The 12,780-nt window shown below is 44.2% G+C and carries 10 protein-coding genes; 7 read left to right on the top strand and 3 right to left on the bottom strand.

Going from position 1 to position 12,780, the window contains the following annotated elements; all coding sequences use genetic code 11:
* Window positions 1-68 precede the first annotated feature (68 nt).
* The 6 genes from N7974_RS00740 (at window position 69) to N7974_RS00715 (ending at window position 6,048) form a co-directional block, all read left to right on the top strand.
* Window positions 69-857: a glycosyltransferase family 2 protein gene (locus N7974_RS00740; RefSeq protein WP_262963798.1), complete on the top strand. Its 789-nt coding sequence runs from the start codon at window positions 69-71 to the stop codon at window positions 855-857.
* 5 nt (window positions 858-862) lie between these two features.
* A complete protein-coding gene (locus tag N7974_RS00735) occupies window positions 863-1,717 on the top strand; it encodes a glycosyltransferase family 2 protein (RefSeq protein WP_262963797.1) in 855 nt (284 codons plus the stop codon).
* A gap of 111 nt (window positions 1,718-1,828) precedes the next feature.
* The gene (locus N7974_RS00730; protein WP_262963796.1) at window positions 1,829-3,028 is read left to right on the top strand and encodes a glycosyltransferase family 4 protein; all 1,200 of its coding nucleotides are present in this window, start codon (window positions 1,829-1,831) and stop codon (window positions 3,026-3,028) included.
* Entirely contained in the window at window positions 3,028-3,951 is a 924-nt protein-coding gene (locus tag N7974_RS00725) for a glycosyltransferase (protein WP_262963795.1), read from the top strand. The genes N7974_RS00730 and N7974_RS00725 overlap by 1 nt, the downstream gene beginning before the upstream one ends.
* Before the next feature lie 150 nt (window positions 3,952-4,101).
* Complete coding sequence (locus tag N7974_RS00720) at window positions 4,102-5,493, top strand: L,D-transpeptidase family protein (protein ID WP_262963794.1); 1,392 nt, start codon at window positions 4,102-4,104, stop codon at window positions 5,491-5,493.
* 15 nt (window positions 5,494-5,508) lie between these two features.
* The gene (locus tag N7974_RS00715) at window positions 5,509-6,048 is read left to right on the top strand and encodes a septal ring lytic transglycosylase RlpA family protein (protein ID WP_317451568.1); all 540 of its coding nucleotides are present in this window, start codon (window positions 5,509-5,511) and stop codon (window positions 6,046-6,048) included.
* A gap of 94 nt (window positions 6,049-6,142) precedes the next feature.
* Here the strand turns inward: N7974_RS00715 and N7974_RS00710 are convergent, their stop codons facing one another.
* Together N7974_RS00710 and N7974_RS00705 are read right to left on the bottom strand one after the other, a co-directional pair.
* Window positions 6,143-6,526 carry a 4a-hydroxytetrahydrobiopterin dehydratase gene (locus tag N7974_RS00710; RefSeq protein WP_262963793.1) on the bottom strand — a complete coding sequence of 128 codons (384 nt, stop codon included), beginning with the start codon at window positions 6,524-6,526 and terminating at the stop codon, window positions 6,143-6,145.
* Between the two features lie 69 nt (window positions 6,527-6,595).
* A complete protein-coding gene (locus N7974_RS00705; protein WP_262963792.1) occupies window positions 6,596-7,114 on the bottom strand; it encodes a nucleoside triphosphate pyrophosphohydrolase family protein in 519 nt (172 codons plus the stop codon).
* A gap of 409 nt (window positions 7,115-7,523) precedes the next feature.
* Here N7974_RS00705 and N7974_RS00700 point away from each other — a divergent pair, with 409 nt between their 5' ends.
* Entirely contained in the window at window positions 7,524-10,205 is a 2,682-nt protein-coding gene (locus N7974_RS00700) for a bifunctional acetate--CoA ligase family protein/GNAT family N-acetyltransferase (protein WP_262963791.1), read from the top strand.
* A 62-nt stretch (window positions 10,206-10,267) separates the two neighbouring features.
* Here the strand turns inward: N7974_RS00700 and N7974_RS00695 are convergent, their stop codons facing one another.
* On the bottom strand, window positions 10,268-12,778 hold the full coding sequence (locus N7974_RS00695; RefSeq protein WP_262963790.1) for a glycogen/starch/alpha-glucan phosphorylase: 2,511 nt from the start codon (window positions 12,776-12,778) through the stop codon (window positions 10,268-10,270).
* Window positions 12,779-12,780 lie beyond the last annotated feature (2 nt).

Raw genomic sequence — 12,780 nt, 5'->3', positions numbered from 1 at the left:
AACTTGATTTCCCTATGAATTTTCGTGGACTCACTGTTTTTCCAAGTTCATACCAACAATTTTAAACCATGACTATGCTAACTATTGTTATTCTGACCCAAAATGAGCAAGCCAATCTACCAGCTTGTCTGGCGGCTATCCCTCAACACTATCCCATTGTGATAGTGGACTCGGGAAGCACCGACAATACGGTAACCATAGCCAAGAGCCGTGATTGCCAAATTTATGTTAACCCATGGCCGGGTTTTGCTGAACAACGCAACTTTGCCATCAAGCAATGCGCTATCAATACACCCTGGATATTATTCGTTGATGCTGACGAAATTTACCCTCAAACATTTTACGACTGGTTTGAAGCCAAAATGGTGGGTACTGATTCAGTTGATGTGATGATGGTGCCATCGATACTTTATCTGCGCGGTAAACGCTTAAACCACGCGCCAGGCTATCCGATTTACCATCCAAGACTGGTACGCAGGGACACCACCCGCTTTGTCCGCAACCATACCGGACATGGTGAGGCCGTTATTAATAGCTGCCGAATCGGACACGCCGTGATTCCTTACGAGCACTATTTTTATCATGGCGAAATTATCGAATGGATGCATAAACATGTCGATAAAGCCGCACAAGAAGTACAACTTCAACCACCCTCCGATGCAGTAATGACCAATCGGGGACGCTTAAGTGTTTTATTGGGACGGTCATGGCTAAGAATTCTCGCCCGTTTTTTATACCACTTCGTATTTCGGGGTGGCTTTTTGGATGGTTTTGCCGGCCTGGAATTTGCACTCATGTTTACCTGGTATGAGGCAACTATCTATGTGCAGGCAAAAGCCGGTACACAAACAAGGTGAACACTATGAAAATTTCGTTGGTTTTAGCAACACTGGGAAGAGATAAAGATGTCGCTGATTTTTTAACGTCTCTAACATGTCAAACCTATAAAAATTTTGAGTTGATCATCATCGATCAAAACAGGGACGGTAAAATTGACGCTATCGTTGGGCAGTTTAACGATTGCCTTACTGTGCGGCATATAAAAGTGGATTTTGTCGGTAACGCCAGAGCCAGAGACTACGGTATAGGCTTGGCCCAAGGCAGAATCGTTGCCTTTCCCGATGACGATTGCGCTTATGACAAGGAAGTTTTAAAACAAGTAGTCGCCGAGTTTACCAAACGCAAGAATCTTTCCATATTGGTTGCAGGTTCTTATGATTTTTCCTCCAGCCGGTTTAGCATCGGTGTTAACAGCAGTAAAGCCCAATATTTTTCACGCTTCCAAATGATGGGCGTGGAGTTCACGCAGTTTTTTGATCGAAACAAGATTGATGCCAAGCAATTCCACTTGGATCACGACTTTGGCATTGGCTCCAAATATTCCGGAGGCGAAGGTTTTGAACTTTTGTACCGTTTACTTCGGGTAGGCAATACGGCCTTTTATACCCCGGGAATAAAAATTTATCACCCCGATAAAGATCACTACAAGCTGGGAACCGGAAGAATGTTGATGTATTCCACCGGAGTTGGCGCCTATATCAGAAAATTTGCCAATCAGCTGGATGTATACATTCTGTACTACATTGCCCGCAAAATGTTTGTCGCTCCCCTGCTGAAAATGCTGTTCGCTCTGATTTCATTAAACCCTAAAAAACTGGCTTATTCTTTTTACAATCTCGTCGGTATTTGGCGTGGATTTTTTGCCTACGGAAGGTAAGACGTCAAGGTACAAGGTGTAAAGGGTAAAATGGCAGACAGTCTCTTTTGCCTTTCGTCTTGAACCTTGAACCTAAAATATTTATTCACCAACAGTTTCAGGAGAAATACGATGAAAGTAGCTATTGTAACCACACATATACCCCCAGCCAAAGGTTATGGCGGCGTATCCGTTACGGCCAGTGTTTTAACCAAAGCCTGGGCAGAACGAGATCATAAAATGGTCCTGGTCGCCTCCGATGAATCGATTGCCGGCCGTCTGCAGCCTGAGAACGTGCATCTTGGCGAGCAAGTTGACGTTAAACTTTATCGTTGCTATGGATTCAGGCGTTGGGGCTTTGGCCTGGGCGCCATCCCGCTGCTGTTTAAGCTGTGCTTGCAGGCACCGGTAGTTTATATCCACGGCATTGCCACTTGGCCATCGACGCTTGCCGCCATTTTTTGTGTCGTGCTGCGCCGCCCGTTTATGGTAGCGATACATGGCGGACTAATGCCGGAGCATGTTGAGCTGATACGCAGGGAAAAACCCCACAAATGGCTATTCTATAAATGGTTGACCTTTCCGACTCTGAGCCGGGCTATCGCCATACATTGCACCAGTGAAACCGAAGCCGAAGGCGTACGCAACGTGCTTGGCAAAGATGCCCGCGTACTACTGGTTCCTAATGGTATCGATAGCCGGGATATTAAGGTCGCGCCCTATCCTGACGAGGAAGGCATGAATATCTGCTTTTTGGGACACATTCAGCAAGAAAAAGGCATCAACGCCTTTATCAGAGCCTGGCTAAAAGTTCGCCGTCCTGCGGATCGATTGTTGATTGCCGGCAGAAGCGTCAATGGCGATTATTTTGAAGAGTTTCAGGCGCTGGTTGAGCAGGCCCAAGGCGCTATTCGTTATAACGGTTATCTGGAGCGCGACGAAGTACTGGACTTGTTGGCGACCAGCCATTTCCTCGTATTGCCTTCAGGCTTGGAAGAAGCTGGCGGTATGCGCGAGAATTTTGGCAATGTGGTTGCCGAAGCCATGGCTGTAGGACGTCCGGTATTGGTAGCCAAAGGCTTGGCATGGGATCACCTGGAATCGGCGGGGGCCGGCTTTGTTTTTGATAGAACAGAAGCTTCCGTCTGCGAAGTGCTACGTAAAGCGCAAGCAGTAGGCGATGGTTTAAAGTGGGAACAAATGTCCTGGAGTGGCAGGCAGTATGTCGAACAACAGCTTAATCCCGTTAAATTAGGTGAACAGGTCTGGCAAGTATTAAATAGTCGTAATCAAACAAATCAGCCACAACAACTGGTCAAGGAGTCTTTATAATGATTAAGGTCGGTCTTATCGTCCCCACGTTAAATGCGGGGAGTCTCTGGGAATCATGGCTAACAGCCTTCGCACAACAGACCCGAAAACCGGATTACCTGTTGGTCATTGACTCTTCTTCCAGCGACGCTACCGTCGCCTTGGCACGAGCCCAAGGTTTTATTGTCGAGGTAATTTCCAGGTCGGAGTTTAATCACGGCGGCACTCGCCAGTTTGGCGTGAACAAGCTGTCGGCAATGGATATCATCGTATTTCTGACTCAAGATGCTTTATTAGCCAGTGCCGATGCTATCGAATGCCTGTTAGCCGCATTCAATGATGAGCAGGTTGGTGCGGCTTATGGGCGCCAACTTCCACATCAGGATGCAGGTCCCATGGCTGCACATGCGCGTCTGTTTAATTATCCCGCCGAAAGCCAATTACGGAGTATGGAAGACCGCACCCGCTTTGGTATTAAAACGGTCTTTATATCCAATTCTTTTTCGGCTTATCGGCGTAGCGCACTCATGCAAGTGGGCGGTTTCCCAGTCCATACCATCATGAACGAAGATACTTATGTCGCCGGAAAAATGTTGGTTGGCGGCTGGAAAATCGCCTACTGCGCCGATGCCCAAGTATTCCACTCTCATAACTACAGTTTTGTGGATGAATTTAAGCGTTACTTTGATATCGGTGTGTTTCATACCAATACGTCGTGGCTACAACAAACATTTGGCGGCGCATCCGGTGAAGGTTTACGTTTTGTGATCTCGGAAATGCGTTACCTGCTTAAACAGGCGCCTTGGCTAATTCCCTCCGCAGCGCTGCGAACAGGTTTAAAATGGCTGGGTTTCAAGTTGGGTAATTTGCATCGAGGCTTGCCACAAGCTATTCGTCGATACTTTAGTATGCATAAAACTTACTGGCTTCGCGCCTTGCCATAAGGCAATTTTCAGCTAAAAATAGACTCACATTTTGCAAGGGCTATCACTGGTGGCTGGACACTATTTTAGTTGCGCTTTAATATTCCATTAAGTTTCCTTGTATTAAAATGGCCAATACCATAACTGTTAACCGCTGTGGTATTGATCACTGTGAATACATCACCTTTGGATAACATTCAAATGCACCTGGCAGACTTTAAAAAATCAACATCTCCCGCTATCCAATTAGTCGGCATAATACTGATCAGTATTTTAATGAGCGGTTGTCAACATCTGAAATTTTTCCCCGATCTAAACGAAGATCTGACTTTTCGGGATGAAGATAGTCAGCAAAAGACTCAGCCACAAATAGAAAACCTGGAAACCCATGAGTTTCAGTTAGCCGACGGACAAACGGTGGTCGGCACGATTGCCGCAGTAAACACCCAAGAAAATGACACACTGTCTGATATTGCCCGTCATTTTGGCTTGGGTTATAACGATATCAGCAGAGCCAACCCTTCTGTTTCTCCGTGGACGCCGCCATTAAATAGCCGCGTATTATTGCCTTTGCAATTTATTCTGCCGGATATGCCCCATAAAGGTATTGTTCTTAATCTGGCAAATATGCGCTTGTTTTACTACCCCAAAAAACCGTCGGACAAAGTCATTACTTATCCTGTTGGCATTGGCCGTCAAGGCTGGAATACCCCAAGAGGATTAACCAGTATCATCGCCAAAAAAGCCAACCCGAGTTGGGTGGTACCTGCCTCCATACACAAAGAACATCTGGAAAAAGGCGACCCGTTACCTGATGTAGTCACCTCAGGTCCTAATAATCCGCTAGGGCTTTATGCCATGCGCCTTGGTTTTCCCAGTTATCTCATCCACGGCACCAACAAACCTTATGGCATCGGTATGCAAATTAGCCACGGTTGCATACAACTTTATCCCGAGGATATTGAAGTATTATTCAAGCAGGCTTCAGTAGGCATGCCGGTACAAATAGTTCACCAGCCCTATCTGGCTGGCTGGCATCAGGATATGCTGTATCTTGAAGCGACCGAACCGCTGCAAAAATGGGCAAAGGATAAGCCGCAACTAAAAAAACAGTTATTAAAAGCATTACATAAAATCAGTACCAAGAAAAATGTTGCTATCGATTGGGAAAAAGTCGATCAAATTATAGAGCGCGCGGATGGCATTCCCGTCCCCATCCTAAGCCAAAGCCCCGACTTGGCAAGCCTTTCTACAAACGCAGTGCTGCTAAAACACCCGGAACAACTCTATCAACAACCGGTTGTTGCAGAATTAAAAGATAGCGACTGGTCGATTTTAGTGGCCAGTTTTGACAACGAGATAGAAGCGCAAGAACTGGCAACCATGCTTAATCATCAAGGGCCGATTATTCCTGCGCGTAAAATTAAAAAAGATGCTGGCTATCAAGTTATCGCAGGGCCTTTTAAAAATAAAAAAGAAGTTAATAGCATCGCAAAACGCATTCAAATGGATTTTGAACTTGATGTTAAACCGGTAAAACCTCGGTTAATTTCAAAAGACTAACGATATTCGGAAAATATGATGCCTTATCCAAGCTATTTTTATAGAGCAAAATATCACCTACCCACCGGATTTCTGGTTGGGTTAATGCTGTTAAGTGGCTTGCTGAGTGGTTGTGCTTCCGAGCCAACCTTATCAGAATCTCCGGCAACGGCACCGCAAACATCCCGTCATCATAGCTCTGGTCATAAAGCCGCCTACAACAGGCCTTATAAGGTAAAAGGTAAAACTTACTATCCAATGGCCTCCGCTGTAGGCTATAGTGAGCAAGGCTTGGCCTCCTGGTATGGCTATGAATCAGGTAACCGTACTGCCATGGGCACCCGATTTAAGCCCAAAGAATATACCGCCGCGCACAAAACATTACCGTTACCCAGCAAAGTGCGGGTAACCAATTTGGGTAATGGACGCTCGATCATTGTATTGGTTAACGATCGCGGCCCCTTTAAAAAAAACAGATTGATTGATTTATCAAAAGGTGCCGCAAAAAAAATAGGCGTACATGGCGTGGCTAACGTGAAAATTGAATATATCGGTAATTTGGCTGAAAATGATTAAGCGGCTTTAGTGTCACTATCGGAAGGAGTTTAAAACCAATGTACACGAAAAGCATTTATTTAGTGCTTTTCGTGGACAATGCTTTAATCGGGGTTTAATCATATTTAATATATTTAAACCGTGGATCATCGGGCGTACCTTCTAATGCACCACCGTATTTACCCGGTTGCCACATAATGACTTCTTCGATTTTCTGAGCTAATTCAAAATCCTTATTGGTAATGCCTTTTGCGGCATGATTCATTAATTTAACAATCACAAAAGCATAAGATACCGTAAGATCAGGATGATGAAACGCCGCTTCCGCCAAATGGCCTACCGTATTAACCACCATTAACGTCCCTTTCCAGCCACTGGTTCTATATTTACGGCGAATCCAGCCATTCTCCAGATACCAGTGTGGTAAATATTCCTTCAATCGACTTTCCACCTCTTCATCAGAATAGGTTTCATCTTGTGTTTTATCTCTCCAGCCCATAATAACCCACCTTTATTTTAAAAAATCGTGTAGAAATATAAGCATTTAATCATCGTGGATTGCATTCTATTATTCATAAAGACAATCACTCAAATCACCTACTTTATGTTTTGGTATTTCCTCGGGTTGTTCATCTCCCACTTGCGACATTTTACCATCATGAATCATTTGAAACGCTTTATCAAAATCTGCATTAATAAAACTTCTCGATAAATAAGCACATAAACAATAAACCGCTGAATAATCTTCAGGGTTACCCGAGGTACAATGATTAATCTTATCAGAAAAAAGTCGCATTAAAGAGATGATATGACCATCATGTTGCCACGCTACCGGCCTGTCCAAAACATCCGCTCCGGCAATAGCAATAGCTTGCAAGGCGCAATAAGACAGATTAATCATCGCGGCTAAAATAGCAACCATATCCCCGGCTTTAAACGCTTTAAATAACTGACTCCCCTCCTCCATAAGCAAGCCTTGACGCAGGATAATATCCATCTCGGATAAGGACAGATTGGCTCCCTGTTGTGCCTGACGGCATGAAAATACATCGTGAAATTCTCTAACCAACTGCAAGTTTTTATTCATGGCTTTTACCTTTATCAGTTAATAAGCAGCTTGTTTAAAACTAAAAGTTTTTATGGAAAATAATCATACGCCCGACTTTTTGGCTCGGCAGCCAGCAAATTTACACACAGTATTTAAGGTTTTAACTTCTTGGGGCGATAGGTGGTTGACAATGAGCATGTCACAGAATATAACTTACCCTTAAAAATTAAAGTCACAAGTCTATTACTTTTCTGCATTTTTGTTAATCGACTTTTGACTATCGACAGATAAAAACAAGCTGAAGCGATGCATTTATACGGACTCATAAATACCAATAAAATACTTTATTATCAATGAGTTGCATTTAATTCTTAACACTTTGTTAGTCATTGAAAACTTTTATTCTATATCATATTAATCAAGCTATTTTTCTTACTACGGAGCATCAATGGGCCCTCATTATTTAAACCGTTTTTTCACCCCTAAATCAGTTGCCATTGTTGGTGCGTCAGAACGCGAAAACAGTGTCGGTTATCGGCTATTACTTAATATGCAAGAAGCCGGCTTTAAAGGCGGCCTTTATCCTGTCAACAATAAACGTGACGAATTATTAGGTTTAAAAGCTTATCCTGACCTGAATGCTGTTCCTGAAGATTTGGACTTGGTAGTTATTGCCACACCGGCACCCAGTGTCCCCGGTATTGTTCAGCAATGTGGTGAAAAAGGGGTTACCTCGATCATTATTATTACTGCCGGCTTTGGTGAACTGGGATCAGAAGGAAAACGACTGCAACAAGAAGTATTGGATATTGCTCACCGCTACAGTATCCGTATTATCGGGCCGAACTGTCTGGGCGTTATTCGCCCTAGTGGATACCTTAATGCGACATTCGGTGATGGTACGGTTAAAGATGGCAGTCTGGCACTATTATCGCAATCAGGTGCCATTTGCACAGCAATCCTGGACTGGGCTAAAGTGCAAGATATCGGTTTTTCAACCGTTGTCTCAATGGGTGGTGCCGCTGATATTGATTTTGGTGAAGTACTGGATTATCTCGCAACCGATAGTAAAACTACCGGTATCTTGATGTATGTGGAAGGTATACGCGATGCACGGCGTTTTTTAAGTGGCCTTAAAGCTGCCGCACGTTTAAAGCCGGTTATCCTGATTAAATCAGGTCGTCATGAAGCCGGTTGCAAAGCCGCCATGTCACATACGGGAGCCATGGTTGGCGGTGACAGTGTCTTTGATGCCGCCATTGCCCGAGCTGGCGTGGTTAGAGTCTATAGCATTACCGAATTATTTTCTGCTGCCCGGGTTTTAGCCAACAATTATGTCGTCAAGAAAGATCATTTGGCGATTATTACCAATGCCGGCGGCCCCGGTGTAATGAGTACCGACCGTGCCGAAGATGTCGGTATAATGATGGCAGAATTGAGTCCTGCCAGTATTGACGCGTTAAATGAGGCCTTACCCGTACACTGGTCGCATGCCAATCCTGTTGATATTCTGGGTGATGCCACGTCTGAACGCTACCAGAAAGCATTGGATATTTGCCTTAAAGATAAAAATATCGACGGTGTACTGGTTATTTTGACACCTCAGGCAATGACCAACCCCACCCAAGTCGCGCAAAGTATCATTGAAGGCGCCAAGACCAGCAAAAAACCGGTGCTGGCTTCCTGGACCGGTGGCGCAAAAGTTCAGGAAGGCAGGGATCTTTTTGCCAATAGCAAGGTGGCCCACTTTAGTACACCTGAAGTGGCTGTCGATGCCTTTTCATTTTTGGCCAAGTATGCCCAAAATCAGATTTTACTTAAACAAATCCCGTCTCCCGGCGATGAACTGGCAAAACCCGATGTGCAAGGTGCCCGTTTAATTATTGAGCGCGTACTTGCAGAAAACCGTCAGGTTTTAACGGCTCAGGAATCCAAAGCCATACTTGCTGCCTTTCATATTCCGGTCACACAGACTATCAAGGTATCCAGTGTCAAAGACGCCATGATTGCCGCTGAAACATTACGCTTTCCGGTGGTTTTAAAAGTTAATATGGCTGAATTTAGCCATAAATCCGATATAGGCGGTGTTAAGCTTAATATTAATAGTGTTCAGGAGATTTCCCGCGACTATTTAGAAATGGAAGCCGCCATTAAGCGTAATCACCCTGAAATAACTGAAGTCGGCATGACGGTTGAACCGATGTTCAAAAGGCCCAATGGCCGGGAACTAATGATCGGCGTAGTTAGGGACCCGGTGTTTGGCCCTGCCATCAGCTTTGGTCTGGGCGGTACCATGGTCGAAATCTTAAAGGATAATACTGTCGCCCTGCCGCCGCTTAATGCTTATATGGCTGAGCAAATGATTGCTAAAACCAAGGCAGCCAAATATCTGGAGGCATTCCGTCAATTGCCCCCGGCGAATAAAAAGGCCCTGATTGATGTACTCCTGAATATATCGACCATGGTGAGTGAGCTACCAGAAATTTTAGAGCTGGATATTAATCCCTTGATCGTCGATGAACAGGGCGTAATGGCTGTTGATGCTCGCATTAAAGCCCAATTGTCCAATCAGTTGTCGCCTTATTCCCACATGGCGATTCACCCTTATCCTTACCAATTAACCCAGAACTTTCAATTAGCTAACGGCGCTAATATCACGATCCGCCCTATCCGTCCTGAAGATGCCGTTTTGGAAAAAGATTTTCATAATCGCTTATCCGAGCGCACTAAATATTTTCGGTTTATGCAGGCGTTACAGGAATTAACACCGGAAATGATGGTTCGTTTCACACAAATCGATTATGATCGTGAAATGGCTTTTGTTGCCGTAACAGAGGATGCAAACCTGCCTAGCGAACTGGGTGTTGGCCGCTATCTGATGAATCCGGACGGCAATTCGGTAGAATTTGCGCTGGTGGTTGCCGATGACTGTCAGTGTCTGGGAATAGGCAGCAGAATTATGCGGGCATTGATACAAACCGCAAAATCCAAAGGCATGTTATTCTTTGAAGGTGAAGTATTGGTAATTAATACACCCATGTTATCGTTGGTTAAAAAGCTGGGTTTTAGTATAGAAACCATTCCCGATGATAGTGAAGTTGTTCGTGTTGTGAAAGACTTAAGGCAATAATAACGCTCCCTGCTACACGCGTATTCATTACAGATGTAGCAGGGATTGATAGTACCGAGAGATTACTTGGGCATTACCGGTTGTGGTGTTAATTTCCAGATATCGCGGTTGTATTCGCCAATCGTTCTATCGGTTGAAAATTTCCCACTATTCGCACAATTTAAAATACTCATTTTGGTCCAACAATCTTTATCCCGATAGGCCTCTTCAACACATTTTTGGGCATCGATGTAACTCCGAAAATCAGCAATGGTCATCCAGGGGTCATGCTCACTTTTTATTGAATTAATCAGGTCATCAAAAATTCCCGGTTCAAACTGGTTAAAATAACCGGACTCCAGTAGTTGCATAACCTCTCGCAGGTCTTCATCCTGCTCGATAATAGCGAGCGGATCATAATTACCCCGCTTTGCTTCAATTTGTTCTTCGGTCAAACCGAACAGAAAAAAGTTTTCGTCGCCCACTTCTTCACGAATTTCGATGTTGGCTCCGTCCAGTGTACCAATAGTCACAGCCCCGTTCATCATCAGTTTCATGTTGCCGGTACCCGACGCTTCCTTGCCGGCCGTGGATACTTGCTCTGACAAATCAACTCCCGGACATATTCTTTCCATAGCCGAAACCCGATAATCCTTCAAGAACAGTAACGATAATTTCTTGTCTGTTGCCGGGTCAGTATTAATAACCTGAGCAACATTATTGATTAATTTAATGATTTTTTTTGCCATGCGATAACCCGGTGCCGCTTTACCACCGATTAATACGAATCTTGGCACCCGGCTATCAAGGTCACCTTTTTTAATAATATTATAAAGATGAATGACATGTAATACCGTCAATAATTGACGCTTGTATTCATGAATACGTTTAACCTGCACATCGAAGATGGCATCAACATTAAAATTTAGATCGGTGTCATTTTTACGCTGTTTATAATCAATCAATCGTTGCTTCGCTGCCTGTTTAATTGCCCGCCAGCGCTCACGAAATTGGGCATCATCAGCATAAGGTGCCAGCTTTTTTAACTGCGATAAATCAGTTACCCAATCGCCACCTATCACTTCTGTTATCAAACTTGCCAACTCTGGATTACAGGCCGCCAACCAGCGCCGTGGCGTAACACCATTGGTTTTATTATTAAATTTATGCGGCCATAAAGCATAAAAGTCGCTGAATAAACCTTCCTGTAATAACCGGGTATGTAACCTTGCAACACCATTAACTGAAAAACTGCCCACGATGGCAAGATGTGCCATTCTTACCTGTTGCTCATCACCTTCCTCTATGATGGACATTCTCCGTAAACGTTCTCTATCGCCGGGCCAATGCCTGGAGGCTTCAATCATAAAATGGGTGTTAATTTCAAAAATAATCTCCATCACTCGTGGCAATAACCGTTGCATCAATCTAACAGGCCATTTTTCCAGTGCTTCGGGCAACAAAGTATGGTTGGTATAAGCCATGGTATGTTCCGTAATGGCCCATGCCTCATTCCACGTTAAACCCTGAATATCCATTAACAAGCGCATCAATTCGGCAATGGCAATACTCGGATGGGTATCATTTAACTGGAAACATCTTTTTTCAGCAAAATCACTAAAATTGTTGCCGTGCATGGCTGTCCAGTGTCCAATAACATCCTGCAAACTGGCAGAAGCCAGAAAATATTGCTGCCGTAATCTTAGTTCTTTACCATTTTCATTGGCATCATTGGGATATAGCACCATCGTAATATTTTCAGCAGTAATTTTTGCGGCGACCGCTTCCGCATAATCACCTGCATTAAACTCATCCAGATTAAATTCTTCAGTTGCTACTGCCTTCCACAACCGCAAGGTATTGACCGTGCCGTTTTTATAGCCGGGTATCGGTGTATCGAAAGGCACTGCCAGCAAATTACAAGTCGCTATCCAGCAATGCCGCTGCTTACCATTTTCATCCATTTGAATTTCAGTATGACCGCCGAATTTGATGCAATGCGAATACTCCAGTCGCTCAATTTCCCAGACGTTACCATGACGTAGCCAATGATCAGGTTTTTCAACCTGCTCACCATTAACAATGGTCTGGGTAAACATACCGTATTCGTAGCGTAAACCATAACCGATAACCGGTAATTGCAAGGTCGCACAACTGTCTATAAAACAAGCCGCAAGACGTCCCAAGCCGCCATTACCCAGTCCTGCATCTTGCTCACTGCCAATTAACTCTTCAATTTCAATGCCGAGATCATACATGGCTTGAGTAACCGTATCGGTTACGCCCAGATTAAGCATTGCATTGCTTAACGTGCGACCCATCAAAAATTCCATAGACAGATAATAACCGCGCCTGCAATCACTATTTTTATAGGTTTGATGGGTAGTCTTCCAGCGCTCCATCAAGCGGTCACGAATCGTCAATGATAACGCTTCGCCGGCATAATAAGGCAATCGACAATTTTCATCCCTACCCAGTAAACGCACATAATATTGTTTAAAATCATCAATAAAATCAGGTTTACTCATATCCTGTTCGGAAAGTTTTGTAATTGATAATGTGGGCTGACTGATAGCAAGTTTATTAATGGACATAA

Source organism: Methylobacter psychrophilus (assembly GCF_025583945.1).
Classification (GTDB): domain Bacteria; phylum Pseudomonadota; class Gammaproteobacteria; order Methylococcales; family Methylomonadaceae; genus Methylobacter_C; species Methylobacter_C psychrophilus.
Note: the sequence above shows the minus strand (reverse complement) of the source record. Positions and strands in the feature narration are given on the sequence as shown.

Excerpts from the sequence above, each read along its gene's own strand:
- N7974_RS00695 (WP_262963790.1), bottom strand. The coding sequence starts at position 12,778 with ATGTCCATTAATAAACTTGCTATCAGTCAGCCCACATTATCAATTACA.
- N7974_RS00740 (WP_262963798.1), top strand. The coding sequence starts at position 69 with ATGACTATGCTAACTATTGTTATTCTGACCCAAAATGAGCAAGCCAAT.
- N7974_RS00725 (WP_262963795.1), top strand. The coding sequence starts at position 3,028 with ATGATTAAGGTCGGTCTTATCGTCCCCACGTTAAATGCGGGGAGTCTC.
- N7974_RS00705 (WP_262963792.1), bottom strand. The coding sequence starts at position 7,114 with ATGAATAAAAACTTGCAGTTGGTTAGAGAATTTCACGATGTATTTTCA.
- N7974_RS00700 (WP_262963791.1), top strand. The coding sequence starts at position 7,524 with ATGGGCCCTCATTATTTAAACCGTTTTTTCACCCCTAAATCAGTTGCC.
- N7974_RS00735 (WP_262963797.1), top strand. The coding sequence starts at position 863 with ATGAAAATTTCGTTGGTTTTAGCAACACTGGGAAGAGATAAAGATGTC.
- N7974_RS00730 (WP_262963796.1), top strand. The coding sequence starts at position 1,829 with ATGAAAGTAGCTATTGTAACCACACATATACCCCCAGCCAAAGGTTAT.
- N7974_RS00715 (WP_317451568.1), top strand. The coding sequence starts at position 5,509 with ATGATGCCTTATCCAAGCTATTTTTATAGAGCAAAATATCACCTACCC.
- N7974_RS00710 (WP_262963793.1), bottom strand. The coding sequence starts at position 6,526 with ATGGGCTGGAGAGATAAAACACAAGATGAAACCTATTCTGATGAAGAG.